This window comes from Sphingomonas sp. IC-56 (assembly GCF_021043375.1).
Classification (GTDB): domain Bacteria; phylum Pseudomonadota; class Alphaproteobacteria; order Sphingomonadales; family Sphingomonadaceae; genus Sphingomonas.
This window is the reverse complement of record NZ_JAJNDV010000001.1, coordinates 117,039-134,273: the sequence shown is the minus strand read 5'-3', so window position 1 is coordinate 134,273 and position 17,235 is coordinate 117,039. Positions and strand designations below refer to the sequence as shown.

18 protein-coding genes are annotated in these 17,235 nt (G+C 66.2%); 11 read left to right on the top strand and 7 right to left on the bottom strand.

Annotated elements, in window-relative coordinates:
- Nucleotides 1-49: 49 nt before the first annotated feature.
- The 7 genes from arsH to LQ953_RS00660 all read right to left on the bottom strand — a co-directional run bounded on the left by arsH (nt 50) and on the right by LQ953_RS00660 (nt 4,778).
- Nucleotides 50-796, bottom strand: a complete 747-nt coding sequence (gene arsH, locus LQ953_RS00690) for an arsenical resistance protein ArsH (protein WP_231028536.1) — start codon at nt 794-796, stop codon at nt 50-52.
- Nucleotides 793-1,233 (bottom strand): arsenic resistance N-acetyltransferase ArsN2, encoded by a 441-nt coding sequence (arsN2, locus tag LQ953_RS00685; RefSeq protein WP_231028535.1) that lies wholly within the window; start codon nt 1,231-1,233, stop codon nt 793-795. Before arsN2 ends, arsH begins: the two co-directional genes overlap by 4 nt.
- The gene (gene arsB / locus LQ953_RS00680) at nt 1,230-2,258 is read right to left on the bottom strand and encodes an ACR3 family arsenite efflux transporter (protein ID WP_231028534.1); all 1,029 of its coding nucleotides are present in this window, start codon (nt 2,256-2,258) and stop codon (nt 1,230-1,232) included. The genes arsN2 and arsB overlap by 4 nt, the downstream gene beginning before the upstream one ends.
- Nucleotides 2,258-2,686, bottom strand: a complete 429-nt coding sequence (gene arsC, locus LQ953_RS00675; RefSeq protein ID WP_231028533.1) for an arsenate reductase (glutaredoxin) — start codon at nt 2,684-2,686, stop codon at nt 2,258-2,260. The genes arsB and arsC overlap by 1 nt, the downstream gene beginning before the upstream one ends.
- Nucleotides 2,687-2,696: 10 nt before the next feature.
- Entirely contained in the window at nt 2,697-3,029 is a 333-nt protein-coding gene (locus LQ953_RS00670) for an ArsR/SmtB family transcription factor (RefSeq protein ID WP_121075423.1), read from the bottom strand.
- Between the two features lie 147 nt (nt 3,030-3,176).
- Nucleotides 3,177-4,355 (bottom strand): abortive infection family protein, encoded by a 1,179-nt coding sequence (locus tag LQ953_RS00665; RefSeq protein WP_231028532.1) that lies wholly within the window; start codon nt 4,353-4,355, stop codon nt 3,177-3,179.
- A 57-nt stretch (nt 4,356-4,412) separates the two neighbouring features.
- Complete coding sequence (locus LQ953_RS00660; RefSeq protein WP_231028531.1) at nt 4,413-4,778, bottom strand: ArsR/SmtB family transcription factor; 366 nt, start codon at nt 4,776-4,778, stop codon at nt 4,413-4,415.
- Nucleotides 4,779-4,993: 215 nt separating this feature from the next.
- On the opposite strand from LQ953_RS00660, the gene LQ953_RS00655 reads away from it, so the two are divergent.
- From LQ953_RS00655 to LQ953_RS00605, 11 genes are all read left to right on the top strand, one after another.
- On the top strand, nt 4,994-5,731 hold the full coding sequence (locus LQ953_RS00655; protein ID WP_231028530.1) for a hypothetical protein: 738 nt from the start codon (nt 4,994-4,996) through the stop codon (nt 5,729-5,731).
- A gap of 56 nt (nt 5,732-5,787) precedes the next feature.
- A complete protein-coding gene (locus LQ953_RS00650) occupies nt 5,788-6,669 on the top strand; it encodes a 3'-5' exonuclease (RefSeq protein WP_231028529.1) in 882 nt (293 codons plus the stop codon).
- Entirely contained in the window at nt 6,666-7,358 is a 693-nt protein-coding gene (locus tag LQ953_RS00645) for a hypothetical protein (RefSeq protein ID WP_121075434.1), read from the top strand. The genes LQ953_RS00650 and LQ953_RS00645 overlap by 4 nt, the downstream gene beginning before the upstream one ends.
- Nucleotides 7,355-8,245 (top strand): hypothetical protein, encoded by an 891-nt coding sequence (locus tag LQ953_RS00640; RefSeq protein ID WP_231028528.1) that lies wholly within the window; start codon nt 7,355-7,357, stop codon nt 8,243-8,245. Before LQ953_RS00645 ends, LQ953_RS00640 begins: the two co-directional genes overlap by 4 nt.
- 22 nt (nt 8,246-8,267) lie before the next feature.
- Nucleotides 8,268-8,939 (top strand): multiubiquitin domain-containing protein, encoded by a 672-nt coding sequence (locus LQ953_RS00635; protein ID WP_231028527.1) that lies wholly within the window; start codon nt 8,268-8,270, stop codon nt 8,937-8,939.
- A complete protein-coding gene (locus tag LQ953_RS00630; RefSeq protein WP_231028526.1) occupies nt 8,914-10,110 on the top strand; it encodes a ThiF family adenylyltransferase in 1,197 nt (398 codons plus the stop codon). Before LQ953_RS00635 ends, LQ953_RS00630 begins: the two co-directional genes overlap by 26 nt.
- A gap of 64 nt (nt 10,111-10,174) precedes the next feature.
- Complete coding sequence (locus LQ953_RS00625) at nt 10,175-10,576, top strand: hypothetical protein (RefSeq protein WP_231028525.1); 402 nt, start codon at nt 10,175-10,177, stop codon at nt 10,574-10,576.
- A 286-nt stretch (nt 10,577-10,862) separates the two neighbouring features.
- Complete coding sequence (locus tag LQ953_RS00620) at nt 10,863-11,669, top strand: TnsA endonuclease N-terminal domain-containing protein (RefSeq protein ID WP_231028524.1); 807 nt, start codon at nt 10,863-10,865, stop codon at nt 11,667-11,669.
- Entirely contained in the window at nt 11,669-13,831 is a 2,163-nt protein-coding gene (locus LQ953_RS00615; RefSeq protein WP_231028523.1) for a transposase family protein, read from the top strand. Before LQ953_RS00620 ends, LQ953_RS00615 begins: the two co-directional genes overlap by 1 nt.
- On the top strand, nt 13,828-15,480 hold the full coding sequence (locus LQ953_RS00610; protein ID WP_231028522.1) for an ATP-binding protein: 1,653 nt from the start codon (nt 13,828-13,830) through the stop codon (nt 15,478-15,480). The genes LQ953_RS00615 and LQ953_RS00610 overlap by 4 nt, the downstream gene beginning before the upstream one ends.
- Before the next feature lie 2 nt (nt 15,481-15,482).
- On the top strand, nt 15,483-17,198 hold the full coding sequence (locus LQ953_RS00605; protein ID WP_231028521.1) for a TnsD family Tn7-like transposition protein: 1,716 nt from the start codon (nt 15,483-15,485) through the stop codon (nt 17,196-17,198).
- The last annotated feature ends 37 nt before the right edge of the window (nt 17,199-17,235 follow it).

Sequence of the window (17,235 nt, the reverse complement as noted above, 5' to 3'; positions counted from 1 at the left end):
GCGTGATACGTTCAGCGCGTCTTTTCGAACAATTTTCAGAATCTTTTCGTCAGCGCGGCGCGATGGCGACGGCCGAGTGATCCGGAGGCGCATGGGCTTTCGGACCCGCCGCCTTGCGCTCCGAATACCTGTCGACGAGCTGGGCCGAATGGGGCCGCAGCAGGACGGTGAACCGCACAAGCTCCTCCATCACGTCGACGATGCGGTCGTAATAGCTGGATGGCTTCATGCGCCCGGCATCGTCGAACTCCTTGTAGGCCATGGCGACCGACGACTGGTTGGGTATCGTGAACATGCGCATCCACCGGCCGAGCAGGCGCAGCGTGTTGACCGCGTTGAAGGACTGCGATCCGCCGGACACCTGCATGACCGCGAGCGTGCGGCCCTGGGTCGGCCGCATGCCCTTCATCTCGAGCGGGAGATGGTCGATCTGCGCCTTCATGATGCCGGTCACCTGTCCGTGCCGCTCCGGGCTGCACCAGACCATGCCCTCGGACCACAGCGCGTGCTCGCGCAGTTCGTGGACGGCGGGATGGTCATCGCCTCGGACCTGGTCGGGCAGCGGAAGGTCGGAAGGGTCGAAGATGCGCGTCTCGGCGCCGAACAGCCGGAGCAGCCGCGCCGCCTCCTCGGTCGCGAGGCGGGAGAAGGAACGCTGGCGCAGCGATCCATACAGAAGCAGGATGCGAGGCGGCGGCTGGTCCGAGCCGAGGCCGTCTGCCGGGCGGCGGATTACGAACGCCGGGTCCAGCGCCGGCAGGACGTCCACGTCATGCAGCTGGCGGAGGCGGCTCATGCGAGTTCCTTGACGAGATATGAGGCGCTCGCTGGGCAGAGCGACGAGAACTGGGCGGTGCCGGTGATTGCAGCCGGGGCCGTCGTGCGGTCGCCGTCGCGATAGCCGCGCCCGCGAAACAACCCGGCGACGCTCGTGGTGAGCAGGTGCAGGCGCTCGACGCCTTCCCGGTGCGCTACCGCCTCGGCATGAGCCATGAGAAGCCCACCATGTCCTTGGCGCTTGCGGCTCGGCAGCACCACCAGCGAGCGGAGCAGGCGATCCGGTCCATCGCCCTCGATGCCGATGAACCCGATCGGCCCGTTGTCGTCGGACAGCTCGAAGAAGGCGCGGCCTGGGTGGTCGAGGTCGTCGGTCGGAAGACCGGCGGCGTCCAGCGCCAGCTTCAGGATGTCGCGTGCACCGCCTGCCAGTGGGGCGAAGATCGTACGGTTCACGCCGGAGCGCCTTCATACCAGAAGCGCGTGCGCTTGACGATGGCGACGACGCTCAGCATGACGGGCACCTCGACCAGCACGCCGACCACCGTCGCCAGGGCTGCACCGGACTTGAGGCCGAACAGCGAGATCGCCGCCGCAACCGCGAGCTCGAAGAAGTTGGACGCGCCGATCAGCGCGGCGGGCGCCGCCACGCACCAGGCAACGCCGAGGCGCCTGGACAGCCAATATGCGATGCCCGCGTTGAAGTAGACCTGGATGAGGATCGGCACCGCGATCAGCGCAATGACGAGCGGCTGCGCGACGATCTGCTCGCCCTGGAAGCCGAACAGCAGGATGAGCGTCACGAGCAGCGCGACGAGCGACGCGGGACCGAGCCTGCGCAGGATCCGGTCGAGCGCCGGCTGACCGCCGCTCGCCAGCAATGCCCGGCGGACGATCTGCGCGGCGATGACCGGCACGACGATGTAGAGCACGACCGATAGCAGCAGCGTATCCCAGGGGACGGTCACGGAGGCGACGCCCAGGAGCAGCGCGACCAGCGGTGCGAACAGGAATACCATGAGCAGGTCGTTGAGCGCCACCTGGCTCAGCGTGTAGGTCGGCTCGCCCTCGCACAGGTTGGACCAGACGAACACCATGGCGGTGCAGGGCGCAGCGGCCAGCAGGATAAGGCCCGCTATGTAGGACTGGATCTCCCCCGCCGGCAGCAGCGGCGCGAACAGCCAGCCGAGGAACATCGTCCCGAGCGCGGCCATGGAGAAGGGCTTCACGGCCCAGTTGACAAATAGCGTGACGCCGACGCCCTTCCAGTGCTGCCGGACCGAGCCGAGCGCGGCGAAGTCGATCTTCAGCAGCATGGGGATGATCATCAGCCAGACGAGCGCCGCCACGACGAGGTTGACGCGCGCCACCTCGGCGGCAGCGATCGCGGCGAAGACCTTTGGGATCGCCTGTCCGAGCGCGATCCCCGCGACGATGCACAGCGCCACCCAGACCGACAGGTATCGCTCGAACGTGCCCATCAGCGCACGCGCTGGCCGGCGGCGTCGACGACCTGTTCGCCGTCCTCCTTGGCGAAGGCGCCACGCTGCGGCCCGGGCAGGATGTCGAGCACGGCTTCGGAGGGGCGGCATAGGCGCACGCCGAGCGGCGTCACGACGAGCGGACGGTTGATCAAAACTGGGTTCGCCATCATCGCGTCGACGAGCCCCTCATCGCTCAAGGCTTCGTCGCCCAGACCGAGCTCACCGTATGGCGTGCCCTTCTCGCGCAGCAGCTGCCTTGGGGTGAGACCTGCTCGCTCGATCAGCTGGACGAGCAGCGCCCGGGCGGGCGGCGTCTTGAGATACTCGACGACGTGCGGCTCGATGCCGGCGTTGCGGATCATCGCCAGCGTGTTGCGTGACGTCCCGCATTCGGGATTGTGGTAGATGACGACGTCGACAGCCATCGGCGGTTCCTCAGCAGCAGGCGGTGAGTTCGGCGACGAGCGGCTCGCACAGTTCGGCACGGCCCTGGCAGCAATCCTTAGCCAGGAAGGTCATCAGGTCGCGCAGCGCGTCCAGGTTGGCGCGCTGGACCATGCGGCGGCCCTGCTTGTCGGATTTGACCAGTCCCGCCTTGGCGAGAACCGCGAGATGTGTGGAGAACGTGCTCTGCGTGAGCGAGAGCATTTCGGCGAGCTCGCCCGTCGAAAGCCCCTTCGGCTCGTGCCGAACCAGATGGCGGAAGGTCGACAGCCGCGTCTGGTTCGCCAGCGCGGCCAGCACATCAAGAGCATCGGCCTGGTTCATGCATCGGCATTATCCGATGCAAATGCCGCGCGCAAGAAGCATCGGCATTCCCCGATACATTGCGGATTTGGCCGGACCTACGACTACCTGGGGTGCTGCCGCTCGCATGGCGGCAAAGTTGGCCGAGCTGGTCTTTCCTCGGGCGGATCAGTCGTCGACTGCCGTTCCGGTCGGTGTCTTCCGCCTCGTGTCCCAGGTTGCGATCAGGAAGGTCGCCATCGAGCCTGCGAGGTTGACCGCGAGCTCCGCGTGTCGTGCCGCCGGACGCGCCCGCTTCGGTCCGCCGCCGTGCGCATCGCCGAGCTTGTTGCGGAGCGCGCCGAGCGACTCGACGATCGACTGGCAGTTGCCGAGGATCTGCTTGAACACCTGTTCGCTGTGATCGTCCGGCGCCAGCTTTAGTCCTTTCGACAGCTTGCGGTAGAGCGCCGGCAGGTCGTCCTGATCCGCCGGGATGTCGAGATCGTCGAGCAGCCAGCGGCAGACGTCTTCCAGGAGCGTGCGCGCCAGCGTGATGGCGCCGGCGGGATCGTCGCTGCGACGGTCCAGGGCCGCGGTCCAGCGCGCATGCACCTGTTCGGGTTCGAACTTGGCCAACGTGTTCGAGATCGTGGCGTCGGCGGGCGATCCGATGGCGGCAGCATTGACCGTGTAGACCGGGCTGCCCGAGATCCTGCCGGTGCGCGACAGGCGGTAGCCGTCGTGCTGGAGATGGCGGTTGATCCTCTCGACGCGATCCTTCTGGCCGTTCTCGTCGATCGCCGTGGGATGCACGGCCGCTTCAAGGAAGCGGAAGAGGAGCGCCTTAGACGCGTCGTGCAGGCCCAGTCGCTCCAGCAGCTCGCGGTTGGTCCAGTCGTCATTCCGGATGGTGTGCTGGACGATGTCGTCCTTCAGCGAGCGGTGCCCCCAGACATCCGTGTCGGCAAAGGCGGACGGCATGGCTGCGACCGGCCATATCTGCTCGATGAAGTCGAGCTGGTCATACTCGGTGCACAGCGGCTCGCCCTCGAACGCATCGAAGATACGCCGCCGCGTCAGCACGGATACCGGGGGCGTCCCCTGTTCCGCCACCTTCGCGACGTGCTCGGCGAGCCAGAAGTCGCCATCCTGCTCCAGGAGTTCCTGCGCGATCGTGACCAGCCGCGCGGTCGGCACTGAGTTGAGTCGCGAGTTCACGTAGCGCAGCTTGCTCCGCATCGCCTCGTCTTCGGTCCCGGGCGCTAGGCCGAGCCGGGCGCAGATGGCGGGAACGTCATATGCCTTGTTGCCCGCCACGACTTCGGCGATGCGGGTTCTAAGATTATTTGCGTTCGTGCGGGTCATGCTGGCAGCGTATATGATGCGACGATCTTCCACCAAGTGGCTGCGCCTCGGTCGGTTTTAGTCGATCGGGGCGTCGCCGATCACGTCCTTGACGCGCTCGCCGCAGCAGCAGTCCATCCGTTCGAGCTGCGGGTCGATGACGTCGGCACAGCCAAGGCAGCAATCGTGCATGAGGAACAGCGCGAGGTCGCGCACGGCGTCGGGCTCCGCCCTGTAGGTGATGTTGCGCCCGGCTTTGGTCGATGAGATCAGGCCGGCGCGGGACAGGATGGTCAGGTGCACCGACATGGTGCTCGCCGGCGTGCCGATGCGTTCGGCAAGCTGGCCAGGGGACAGGCCGTCCGGCCGCGCCCGAGCGAGCTGGGTGAAGACCTCCAGACGGGTCGGCTGCGCGAGGGCGCTCATCACCTCGATCGCTTTCATCTTTTCCACTCCTCTAGAATAGTCGAAGCGACAGCCGCCGCAAGCCGTTCCGGCGTGGCCACACTCGTGAAACGAGCGTTAAGCACCAAAACATATTTCGTTGTTTCTAGAAAGGTTGAAATAAGGAGCGACGGGTCCATATCGTCGCCGTCCGGCCATCCGTCGCCAGGGTCGGGCGAGTGAGCGTCAGAACCACCGGCGACTGGGAGTAGGCTATGAACGCCATCACTCTGGGCGCGGATCATGGCGCCATGCGGGTCGACTATCCGACCAGCGACATCGACTACCAGGATCCCCTGGATGCGGACGAGCCGAACGACGGCATCGTCGCCACCTCGCGGCGGGGGCTGACCCGTCTCGCTCTCGTCGCCGCCGAGGCGGGCGCCCGTTTCCAGCGTGAGGGGATCGCCCACGATCCCGTGGCCTGGATGCTCGCCCCGCGCCAGCTCTTCCGCGGAGCCGCGGCGATCGAGGCCTGTCTCGAACGCGACGACTGCATGCGCGCGGTCCTGCTGCACGGGCTCTCCATCGGGCTGGATGCCGCGCCGGCTCGCATCGACGCCCTGCTCGCTGACAGCCCGGGCGACGACGACCTCGGCGGCCCGTGGCTCGGCGGGGAGCGTGGAGGGATCGCGAGCGGTCCGCCCGGCAGTCGCCGGCTGCGCCTCTACAGTGCGGTCATCGTGATCGCCCGGGGCGGCGAGCTGCTCCACGCCTTCCACGCGTCGGTCGCGCCGTCGGCGGCCGTCGTTCGCGAGCGCATCCGCGCGCGGTTCGGCTCGGCGGCGGCGGCACAGGCGGAGATCCGGGTCGGCTTCGACCCAGACTGCCCCGCGACGATGGGCATGGTGCCGCCCGCCGTCGTCGACACGCTGATCGCCGCCGGCCGCCGGCGCCGCCCCGCCATGCTCGCCGGTCTCGACATCACGGTGGAGCAGCGCCTGCCGTCCTGATCCCGGGCGAGCGCACCAGACGACGACCGACACCACAATCGAATACGGAGGCAACCATGTCGTTCTCGAACGTCGGGTGCGAAGTCGCGCCCGCGGATCACAACGATTCGTCCGTCCGCATCCTGCACAGGCTCGACGTGCACGAGGGCCCGACCGGTGAGGGCGCAGGCAAGGGCCCGCATGTTGGGCTGGTGCTCGACGTCGAGACCACCGGCCTCGACTTCGAGCGCGATGCCATCATCGAACTCGCCGCGCGCCGGTTCCGCTATGACGATGAGGGCGTCATCACCCACATCGACCGGCCCTACGAATGGACCGAGGATCCGGGCAAGCCGATCCCGCCGGAGATCGCCGCGCTCACGGGGCTGCGCGACGAGGACGTCGCCGGCCGGTTCATCGATGACGAGGCCGCGACGCGCCTGCTGCGGTCCGCGACCGTCGTGATCGCCCACCACAGCCGGTTCGACCGCCGCTGGGTCGAGCGGCGGCTGGACGGTGCGCAGGGTCTCGCATGGGCGTGCTCGATGGAGCAGATCGACTGGCGGGGGCGCGGCTTCGATGGCCGCAGCCTCGGCTTCCTCCTGTGCCAGGCGGGCTGGTTCCACGACGGCCACCGTGCGGGCGCCGACGTGGACGCCGTGATCCAGCTGCTGCGCCACCCGTTCGAGGACGGGCGGACGGCCTTGGCGGACCTGCTCGAGCGTTCGGCGAGGCCGAGCTGGGTGGTGCGGGCGGTCGGTGCCGACTTCTCGGTCAAGGATCTGCTGCGCTCGCGTGGTTATCGCTGGGACCCTGCGCGCAAGACCTGGTGGACGGAGGTCACGGACGACGAGCGCGTGCGCGAGGAGTTCTGGCTGGCGGCCAACGTCTACTCGACCTCCGCGCGAGCGCTGGGCCCCACATTCGAGGAGATCTCGGCGACGACGAGGTTCCTGTGACCGGCGGCGGTCATCGTCGCGGTCATCGGGCCGCCGACCGGAGCGCCGTGCTAGTCGAGGCGCCCCACCTTGGTGAGGGCTGCTGGCCCGCGCTCGACGTCGAGGCGTCTTCCGTTCTGCTTGTGCGCCCGGTGCCCGGTCACGATGGCAGGCGCAACGCGATCTGGAGCCTCGATGCCGGTCCGGCTCGCGCCCAAGCCGTGTTCGACTGGATGGCGAATCGGGTGGACCAGTGGCCGCTCTGGGCGAGGCTGGCCTGCCTGTTCGGCGAGCAGGCGGTCACGGCGATCGTGGTCGACGGCGCGGAACGCGACGCCGAGCAGGCGGCACTGCGGGAGGAGAGCGCAAGGCTGGAGGCGGAGGAGCGTCGCAGGCTGCACGAGCGCATCGAGCTGTTCGTGCTCGACCCGAAGAACAAGCGTCCCGGCCTGTCCCTGGAGAGTGGCGACGAGGACAAGCCGTTCTTCGTCATGCGATTTTCCGAGAAGTGGGAGCGCGAGCGTGTCCTTGACTGGATGCGTTGGCAGAAGCCGCGGTTCCAGGAGTTTCGCGGGATCGCCGAGGCCGAAGGCGCGGTCGTGCTCGAGCGCGTGGTAATTGCCGGCATGCGTGAGACCGAGGCCGAGGTGAAGCGCCGCGGCATCGGCTCGGGCGGCCGTCGCCCGCTCCGGTTCTGGAGGGGCGAATGACGGGATCCACCGTCCGTGGCGATGCGGACGGGGGCACTGAGGTGTCGCCCGTGCAGGGTCAGATAAATGCCCCGTCGGTGTTGATCGCGCAGGGCTTTGGGGCCGACGCGCCACCGCTCGGTCTGGCCGCTGCGCTTCCGCTTCGCGGCGGTGGCAGCCGGGTCCGGGATCGGTTGATGTCCGAACTCGGCTTCCACTGGCAGGCGGAGTTGCGCGGTGTGGTGGAGCGAGCGGTCGCTCGTTCCCGCGCCGTGGGAGCAGATTGGCTGACGATTCCGCCGCTGCTGCTCTGCGGCCCCACTGGCGTCGGGCGCACGCACGTCGCAAGGCGCATCGCAGAAATGGCAGGTCTCCCGCACGTCGGCATAGCGGTCGGGGGCTCATCGGGCATCGAGCAGCTTCGACCGAGCAGCTGCGGTCCCGACCTTCTGCTTCCGTCGGCGCCGGTCCTGGCCATGGCGGTCTCGCGATGCGCCAACCCCGCCGTCAGCGTCTTCGGAGTGGAGGCGCTCGACGCTCACGGGCAGGCCGAGCTCGCACGGATGATCGATCCCGCAACGGCGGAACGGTGGGTCGACTATGCCTGCGGGGCCACCGTCGACCTCCGGCACGTCAACTGGATGGTCCAGGCGCACGAGCCGGCAGCGCTGGTTCCGTCCCTCTTGCGTCTGCTTCAGCCGGTCTGGCTCCGCTTTCCTGAAGGTGCCGATGCCCCGCTGCACCTCGCCGAGATCCTAGCCGAGGCGGCCATCGATCTGGGGGTGATCGACCGCGTCGGGAGCCGCGCCAGCGACGGGGTGGAGCATCTCTCGCGCCTGCGCGGTGAGCTCTCGACCGCGCGCATTTACGCAGCCGCGCGGCAATGGCTCGACTCGCAATTCGGATGATCAACGGAAGAAGGAGATGAAGATGAATGGGGACGACCGTTTCGAGATTGAGGTCGACGGCAGGATGGTTGCCGCGACCGGGTCCGCGGTTTCGGCGGACGGAGTTCTGGCGTTGTCCGGGCTTGGCGATGGCGGGATCGTGATCCGTGTCGATGGCGGGCGGGCCGCCCACCTGGTGCATGGAGCCAGCGTGTCGCTCGAGCCCGGCATTCGGCTCGCCTTCAGGACGTTCCGAGGTGCGACGGTCCGCCACCTGCGAGTGGCCGGCCTGATCTGGGATTGGGGCGACCCGGCAATCACGGAAACGGAGATCCGCGCGATCGGCGGCATCGGTGACGACGTTGACCTGTGGCGGGATGGCGGGAGCGAGCCGCTGCGCCGAGGCTCGGTCGTCGATCTGACCACCCCATGGCCGCCGCAGATCGATGCTCGCGACGCGGTGCCGGAACGCTCGTCGGTGCCGGTAGTCATCAATGGCCGACAGGTGCTGCTGGAGCGGCCCGAGGTTACGTTCGAGGATCTCGTCGGCCTGGCTTTCCCTGGCACCGACCTCGTCAGCGCGTCGAGCCGCGCCCTGACCGTCACCTATCGCCAGGGACCACCAGATCGACCGGAAGGCTCGTTGCTTGCGCAGGAGGCGATCAGGGTTCGCCAGGGCGAGGTGTTCAATGTCAGCGCCACGAACAAGTCGTAGCCCCGATCTCCAGCGCCTTGTCGACGATGGCTACGACGTCGCCATCGTCGGCGGGTTCCTGGTCGTGCGCGACGTTCCCTATGTCGATCGGTATAGGCAGGTCAGACGCGGGCAACTGGTGTCGCGCCTCGATCTCGCCGGCGACCGCACGGTCGCCCCGCGCGACCATCAGGTCTGGTTCGCCGGCGCGCTCCCTTGCGACCGGGAGGGGCGGCCCCTCGTCAATATGGTCCATTTCCAGCACGAGCGGCGGGACCTCGGCGGCGGACTGGTGGTCGACCACTGGCTCTGCAGCAGGCCGATCGGTCGCGAGTTCGTGGACTATCACGAGAAGATGGTGACGTTCGTAAATCAGATCTCGGGCCACGCGGCGGCGATCGATCCCGCGGCGAGCGCGCGGCGGGGCAGGATCGTCGCTGCTGACCCGTCGGACTCCCCGTTTCACTATGTCGACACCGCCACCTCGCGCAACGGGACCGGTAGGCTGGCCGACCGCATCGCCGGTCAGTCGGTGGGCATAGTCGGGCTAGGCGGAACTGGGGGCTATGTGCTCGACTTCGTGAGTAAGACGCCGGTCGCCCGTATCCATTTGTTCGACGACGACGAGTTCCTGCAGCACAACGCCTTTAGGGCGCCCGGTGCTGCCTCGCGCGACAGCCTTGGGGAGAGGCGGGCCAAGGTCGATCACTTCGACCGGATCTACTCTCGGTTGCATCGGGGTGTCGTGCCGCATCGGGTGAGGATGGGCCGTGCCACTGTGCATCTGCTCGACGGCATGGACTTCGTGTTCCTCTGCCTGGACGATCCTGCGGCGAAGCGGCCCGTGATCGAGCGACTCGAGGATCGGGGCGTCGCCTTCGTGGACGTCGGCATGGGATTGCAGGCCGGAGACGGCGGGCTGACGGGCATCTTGCGGGTGACCACAAGCACCGCGGAGGTGCGCGACCACGTATGGGATAGGAACCGCATCCCCATGGCGGGCGACGTCGCCGGCGATCCGTATTCGACCAACATTCAAGTGGTCGAGCTGAACGCCCTAAACGCAGCGCTCGCCGTGATCCGGTGGAAGCGCCTTTTCGGCTTCTACGTCGATCTCGGCGCAGAATACTTCGCCACATACGACGTCGCGGGGAACTACATCATCAACGAGGATATCAGCACAATTACTTGAGAGTTGGACTCTAGAGTCCAACTCTCAAGTTGACTTAAACTCAGAGTCAATGATTTATGAGGACATGACAAAGGCCGACAGATTCGCCGGTAAGGTGCTCCTAAGGAAGCGCAGCTCCTGCATCGCAGATCTGGAGCAGCTCTACGCGGAACGTGACGAGCTGATCGAGCAGTTGAGACAGCTCGATGCGATGATCGGTGCGACGCAGGCATACATTCGCGAGCTCGACATCCGTGCTGGCGACGCGCCTGCGGATCGCCGGCTACGCGGCGCACGCAGCATACGGGAGATGGTGCTGACGGTCGTGACGCAGGCCGGCGGGCCGCTTCGGGCGAGCGACATTCAGGCCCGGATCGAGAAGGAGTTCAGCCGCCGTGTCGAGCGGACCAGTCTGTCGCCCGTCCTCTCGAAGCTGAGGTGGGCGGGAAAGCTCGGACACGGAGAGGAGGGATGGAGTATCCCGTGAAATGAGGCGGGGCCGTTCGCGCCAACGAACGACCCCGCAGTGGCTTAGTCGATTCCAGACAGCCCTCGAAGACCAACCAGCGGGTTGCACCCCGCCAGCCAAGAAAGGAACTCAACCATGACCTGACAGAACAAGCCTGAAAAGTCCGCCGACTCGAGAGTCGCACAGTCGCGAATCGGGGTCAATCCCGCACCATCTCCTGCCGGCAATCAGTAGAAATCGATCTCGGTCCGACGCCAGGCGCCGGACCGATGGAGGCATGCGGGTGGCCAAAAGGCAGATAAAGATGACGGAGCAGGTGATCGGCGAGCGATATCGCGCCGGGCGCGGGATCGGCGACCGCGACACCTATCGGCCGTGGCTCGACGTCCATGACCTATCCTCTCTCGGGCTCTCCGCGCGGGTGCCGTGCCCGAAGACGGGCCGGTTGCATCACCTGCTGTCGGGCCTCGAGACCGGGGCGTTCATGGAATTCATGTTGATGCCGGACGTCATCGATGTCCAGGAGCAGTATCCGCTCGACCGCGAGGACACACGATCGATCGCCCTGGAGATGGGGGTAGCGCATCCGACCTATCCTGGTGGGAAGGTCGACGTTGTGATGACTACCGATCTCGTCGTTCATCGCCGCACGCCCAACGGGGTCGTGCGGTATGCGCGCTCGGTGAAGCAAGTCGCGGAGCTTGATGACGCGCGGACGCTCCTGAAACTGGAGATTGAGCGGCGTTACTGGAAATCGCGAGGCATCGAATGGATGCTGGTCACGGATCTCGATCAATCCCGCCGTCGGCACACCGGCATCGCGTGGATGTATGCGAGGCTCGCGCTGGAGGAGCATGAAGACCCGGCCTATTGGTCGTCACGCGTCGACGCGCTCCTAAGCGCATACCGGGCGGGCAAGGCTAAGACGTTCGCCGACATCGATAATGAACTCCGGCTGCGTGGACACGCGGCGGAAGGCGAGACGGTGGAGATCGTGCGGCACCTTTGCGCCACCGGCCGCCTGATCTTCGACTCCGAACGCGTCTTCGACATCAGCTGGTTGCTGACCGAGCTTCCGCTGGTCGAGACAGGCATGCGGCAGGCAGCCTGATGTCGCACGGTCCGATCTTGCAGGGCGACGTCTTGCGGTTCGCAGAGACCGGGCGTCATGTCCGTGTCGTCTGGATAGAGCAGCCGGCGGACCTGCTCGTGGTCTTCGATCTGGAGGGCGACGAAGGCTTCTCGCGGGCGAGCTTTCGCGGGACCGAGGCGATGATCGCCGCCGGGTCGGTGGAGCCCGTATTCGAGCACGGCTTCGACGCACCCATTCGGCCCGGGCCGATATCGGAGAAGCGTGCGGATCGCGGCAAGGTGCTGATGAAGGCCATCGAACCGCTCCTCGCGATGGGGGTCGAACTCTTCGACGACCGCAAGCGTGGTTCAGCCGTGATGCGCGCTGCGGCCGACGGGCCCGACCGCAAGACCCTGCATGCGGCTCTCGACCGCTACTTCAGACATGGCATGACGCCTGCGGCCGTGATTCCGGGTTTCCTCAACTGCGGCGCACCCAATAGGAAGAAGCGTCGGGGCCTGGTGAAGCTCGGCCGCCCGAGGAGGCTGGGCAAGCGGCCGGGCACCAACGTCACGCCTGAGATCGAGAAGATCTTTGAGCTTGGGATCAGGCGTTACTACGGACGGAACGGGCGCATTAGTCTTGCGAAGGCGCGAGTCCTCATGCTGACCGAGCTCTGCATGGAGCGCCGGATTGATCCGGACACGCGCAGGATCGTCTACACGGCGAAGCCGCTCTATGAGGAGGAGGATTTCCCGACCATCCGGCAGCTCTCCTACTGGTTCAAGGAGAACGCGGACATCTTCGCGATCAAGCGCGAGCGGACCGGCCGCAAGAGCTACGATCGCAACCTGCGCGGTATCACGGGCAGCGCTCAGTCTCACGTCAGGGGACCAGGTTCGCGCTACGAGATCGATGCCACGATCATCAACATCTATGTCGTTTCGGAACTTGAAGACGGGCTGATCATCGGCCGACCGGTCCTCTATGTCGTCGTCGACGTCTTCAGCAAGATGATCGTCGGCTTCTACATTGGCCTCGAGGGACCCTCTTGGGTCGGTGCGATGATGGCGCTGGTCTCGGTGGTCGAGAACAAGCGCGAGTTCTGCGCCCGCTACGGCGTGATCATCGGTGATGGCGAGTGGCCCTGTGAGTTCCTACCGGAGGCGCTCCTCGGCGACCGCGGTGAGATCGCGTCTCGCATCATCGAGATGCTGCAGCAGCGGCACAACGTGATCGTCGAGAACGCGCAATCGCACCGTCCGGACTGGAAGGGGACGGTCGAGAAGCGGTTCGACCTCATCGATGTTGAGTATCGGCCGTTCGTGTCAGGCTATGTCGCCCCCGATTTCGGCGAGCGGGGAGTTCGCGACCCGCGGCTGGACGCGATCTGGACCATCTCGGACCTCTACAGGACGATGATCCCGCTGATCCTCCACTTCAACAACCGGCACAAGTTGGTCGACTATCCCCGCGACGGTGCAATGATCCGCGACGGGGTGCGCGCCATTCCCGCAGAACTGTGGGAGTGGGGGATTGCGACCCGCCAGGGACGGATGCGACGCGCCTCGGTCGATGCGGTCAAGTTCGCGGTGATGCCGACGGACACCTGCACGGTGCGCCATAAGGGAATCTACTTCCGCGGGCTCTATTACACGTGCGACAGAGCCGAGGTGGAGGATTGGTTCGCCCACGCGCGCCAGACTAGATGGTCGTCGAAGCCGATGTCCTACGACTTGCGGTCGGTGCGGCACATTTACCTTCACGACGACAGCGCCCCGGAGGGCTACGTCGTCTGCAAGCTGCTGCCGCAGTTCGAGTGCTACGAGAACCTTTCCTTCACGGAAGTCGCGGCGATCATGGCGAGCGACAAGGCGGACACCGCCGACCGGTCGGTGGAGGATGTCACGTCGCAGGCCGACGTCGCCGCGATGATGCAGGAGACCGAGCGCGCCGCCCGTGAGAGGGGCAAGGCCTTTCGGTCGCGCCGTCCGAAGGATGTGAAGGGCATCCGCGAGAACCACGCCGGCGAAAAGGCCGAACGGCGCCGGGACGAGGCCTTCGATCTCGGCGAGGGCCGCGCGAACGGCGGCAACGTACATCAACTTCCGATGCCTTCACGCCACGACCGGAACGACGACGATGATGGCGCCGAACCGACGCTCTCGCAGCTCCTGAAGCGAAAGGACGACACACGATGACCACGTCCGGAACTTATGCCAGCGGCAGCTTCTACACCACCGGCCTTCCCACGGTTCGTGCTGCGGCCGATCTCTATGCTGATCTTGCGGTGCCGCCGCGTTGGACGGAGGACGAGCGCAACCTCGACCATTGTCATCGTCGCATCTGCGTGGTGAGGCTCAGCAACTACTTCAAGCCCGGTGCGCGGCACATCAAGTTTGCGGAAGGGTTCCTCATGTTCCTGCACAAGGGATACGAGGGCAGGGGGCGGCTTGTGACGGACCACCAGCGCCGCATCCGGGAGTTCGCGGCCGAACGCGCGGCCGGCACGTTGCTCGACCTGTCGGATGAGGCTGGCCCGCACGCTCCTCGAGTCCATATGACGCGCAAGGCGATGGGCACGAACAACTCGGCGAGCAGCGCGGTGCTGCTTGGCATGGCTGGCATGGGAAAGACACTCACGACGGAGGAGATCCTCAACGGCGTGCCGGAGGTGATCGAGCACACCGCTCCAGTGACGATGAAGCAGGTTGTGTGGCTGAAGCTCGACTGTCCCCACAAGGGGTCAGTGCGGGCGCTCTGCATCGACTTCTTCGCTGAAATGGATCGGATCCTGGGCACCGCCTACAAGCGTCAGTATGCCTCCTCCCGCGCCACGGAGGAGTCGATGATGAGCGACATGGCGCTCGTTGCGAATCTTCATGCTCTGGGCGTGCTGGTGATCGACGAGATCCAGCACTTGGGACGTGTCCGCGAAGACAATGACGTCCTGCTCAAGTTTCTCGTCACGCTCATCAACAAGATTGGGGTGCCGGTGTTGCTCGTCGGGACGACGGCAGCGACTGACATCGTTCGCAAGACGCTTCGGCTCGGTCGGCGTTCGGTCGGTCTCGGATCGGCCTCATGGGATCGCTACGACCGTGCCGACGCCGACTGGAACGAGTTCGTCGACGACCTCTGGTCGTATCAGTGGACGGATGTCGAGACGCCGCTCGACGATGCCCTCCGTGAGGTATTCTACGACGAGACGCAGGGTGTCGTGGACCTCGCGGTGAAACTCTACATCCTGGCGCAGATGCGTGCGATCCGGCGGGGCGAATCCGGTGGCAACGAGCGGATCACGCCAGCCATTGTTCGCCGCGTCGCCAGCGAGGATCTCGCGATTGTCCGTCCGCTCATCGATGCGCTGCGCTCGGGTGATCGCCGCCGCATCGAGAAGTATGGCGATATGTCGTCGCTGCGTGACGAGTTCACGAAGGTGCTTGAGGCGCAGTTGGGGCGCCCAGGCTTCGCTCTGCCGGCGCCGACGCCGGGACACCGCGGCACCCGTGCAGAGGGCGAGGCCGAGATGTCGGACGATGACCGGTTTCTTCAGCAGGTGTTCCGCCAGCTTGGGATTGGAGACGACGTGGGGTCCCGGATGGTGGAGGACGTGCGGCAGGACGAACCCGGCGCGGACGTCTGGCGGATCGCGGACCTGCTGCGTGCTGACCGTGGGACGCCCAAGCGCAAGCCGCGGATCGCTGCTGCGAAGGCACCGGCTGTGCCAATGCAGGCCGACGATATGCGCGCCATCGTGGCCGCTGGAGGCGCTGACGGGCTTTCCGCCTATGCGTCGCTGGCGAACGCCGGCCTGGCCGGCCCTCAGACCTTCTTCAGGACGGTGTAGGCGTGCTCGCCTACTTCCCTGAAGTGATGCCGGACGAGCTGCTCTACAGCGCCCTCGCCCGGCTGCGGCGACATCGCGGGATTGGGGCTTCCAGTCAGTTCATGGAGGAGTTGTTCGGACGCAGCCACGCCGTTGCCTCATTCGACTTGCCCGGCGGCATTGGAGCTCTCGTCGAGCGGCTGGGGTCGGCTTGCGGCCTCGACGCTGGGGCTATCATCCGCCGCACTACGCTGTTCCCGTTCTACACCGCCTTTGTCTCCGCAGAGGCCAGGGAGACCACCTGGCGTGCCATGGTCGAAAGCACAGTGGGCGTTCATCTTCGGCTGGGGTTGGCTGCGTCGCGCATCCCCGTCGTGCGCGCACTTCGCTACTGTCCCGAATGCCTCAGCTCGATGGTCGCCAGCGGAGGTGAGCGGTATTGGCGGCGTGCGCATCAGCTGCCGGGCATCACCATCTGTCCGGACCATGGAATTGCGCTCCACCGTTCGTCCCTCGTCGCGGGCCAGACGAGACGCCATGGGTTCGTCGCTGCGGACGACGCAGACCTTGTCGTCGTCGGATCAGGAATCCCGGTGATCGCCTCACCGGACGCCGCACGTCTGCAGGCCCTTGCGGTGGCGGCCGCACGGCTTCTTGAAACGCCGCCCGAACCAGCGGAGCCAGCGAACGTTTCCGAAGGTTATCGCGCCAGGTTGGCGCGCGTCGGACTAGCGACGGGCGCCAAGGTCCACCAAGCCGAGCTTGAGCAGGCATTCCGCGGATACTGGGGGGCGGCGCTTCATCATGTTCCGGGCATCTTATCCCGCGCCGCGTTGCAGGGGGATTGGCTTGCCTCCCTCGTGCGGCCGCGTCCCCGCGCGATGCACCCCATCTACCATCTTCTACTCAGGCTGTTTCTCGACGAACTGGCTGAAGTCCAGCCGCCGTTCGGCCCCGGGCCATGGGAGTGTCTTAATCCGCTTGCCCCCCACTTTGGCGATTTCGTCGTGACCGACTTGCGGGTGAGACGTGATCGCTCGCATCTCTACGGCGACTTCGAATGCGGTTGCGGTTACGTCTACACACGCAGGCGAGACGTAGATGGGACGGTCGGTCCAGCCCGTTATCGCTCATACGGACCCAGCTTTGCGCCGGCGCTCAGGGCAGCGATCGCGCGCGGTGAGGGTCTGCGGGCTGTAGCGCGCCGGCTGAAGCTCGATCCCAAGACGGTGATGCGCGAGGCTGCGATCGCCGGCATCCCGACGCCTTGGCGGCTGGCGCCGTCCGGTGCTGTAACGCGGGGTAATCCCGTCCGTGTGCGATGCAGATCGGAGTCCACCATTCAGGCATCGCATCATGGGTCCTGCGCACGGGACTGGTCGTTCATCGATCGTCTGATAGCGAGGGCTGTCGGCGCTGAGGCGGCGGCCGTCCATTCGCTGCTGCCGCCGGTGCGGGTGACGTTCAGCGAACTGGAGCGACGTATGACAAGCCAATCGTGGATCCGTGACCGCAGCGCCAAGCTGCCGAGGACGATCGCGCGCATCGACTCCGTCGTTGAGTCTACGAACGCATTCCGCGAGCGTCGTCTCGGCTTCGCGCTGTCTGAAGCGGAGGGCGCCACGAACGTCACCGCGTCGTGCATTCTCAGGAGCGCCGGACTCCCAACCACATGGATGCCCAGGGTTCGTGCTGCGATGGCTGCGAGGAGCACGGTCCAGGTGGAAGAGGCCGCGTGACAAACGCAGGCAACTCTTCCGGGACTGGCGGGCCTCT

Excerpts from the sequence above, each read along its gene's own strand:
- LQ953_RS00665 (WP_231028532.1), bottom strand. The coding sequence starts at position 4,355 with ATGACCCGCACGAACGCAAATAATCTTAGAACCCGCATCGCCGAAGTC.
- LQ953_RS00630 (WP_231028526.1), top strand. The coding sequence starts at position 8,914 with ATGTCAGCGCCACGAACAAGTCGTAGCCCCGATCTCCAGCGCCTTGTC.
- LQ953_RS00670 (WP_121075423.1), bottom strand. The coding sequence starts at position 3,029 with ATGAACCAGGCCGATGCTCTTGATGTGCTGGCCGCGCTGGCGAACCAG.
- LQ953_RS00655 (WP_231028530.1), top strand. The coding sequence starts at position 4,994 with ATGAACGCCATCACTCTGGGCGCGGATCATGGCGCCATGCGGGTCGAC.
- LQ953_RS00660 (WP_231028531.1), bottom strand. The coding sequence starts at position 4,778 with ATGAAAGCGATCGAGGTGATGAGCGCCCTCGCGCAGCCGACCCGTCTG.
- LQ953_RS00610 (WP_231028522.1), top strand. The coding sequence starts at position 13,828 with ATGACCACGTCCGGAACTTATGCCAGCGGCAGCTTCTACACCACCGGC.
- LQ953_RS00650 (WP_231028529.1), top strand. The coding sequence starts at position 5,788 with ATGTCGTTCTCGAACGTCGGGTGCGAAGTCGCGCCCGCGGATCACAAC.
- arsC (WP_231028533.1), bottom strand. The coding sequence starts at position 2,686 with ATGGCTGTCGACGTCGTCATCTACCACAATCCCGAATGCGGGACGTCA.
- LQ953_RS00640 (WP_231028528.1), top strand. The coding sequence starts at position 7,355 with ATGACGGGATCCACCGTCCGTGGCGATGCGGACGGGGGCACTGAGGTG.
- LQ953_RS00635 (WP_231028527.1), top strand. The coding sequence starts at position 8,268 with ATGAATGGGGACGACCGTTTCGAGATTGAGGTCGACGGCAGGATGGTT.
- LQ953_RS00615 (WP_231028523.1), top strand. The coding sequence starts at position 11,669 with ATGTCGCACGGTCCGATCTTGCAGGGCGACGTCTTGCGGTTCGCAGAG.
- LQ953_RS00625 (WP_231028525.1), top strand. The coding sequence starts at position 10,175 with ATGACAAAGGCCGACAGATTCGCCGGTAAGGTGCTCCTAAGGAAGCGC.
- arsH (WP_231028536.1), bottom strand. The coding sequence starts at position 796 with ATGAGCCGCCTCCGCCAGCTGCATGACGTGGACGTCCTGCCGGCGCTG.
- LQ953_RS00620 (WP_231028524.1), top strand. The coding sequence starts at position 10,863 with ATGACGGAGCAGGTGATCGGCGAGCGATATCGCGCCGGGCGCGGGATC.
- arsB (WP_231028534.1), bottom strand. The coding sequence starts at position 2,258 with ATGGGCACGTTCGAGCGATACCTGTCGGTCTGGGTGGCGCTGTGCATC.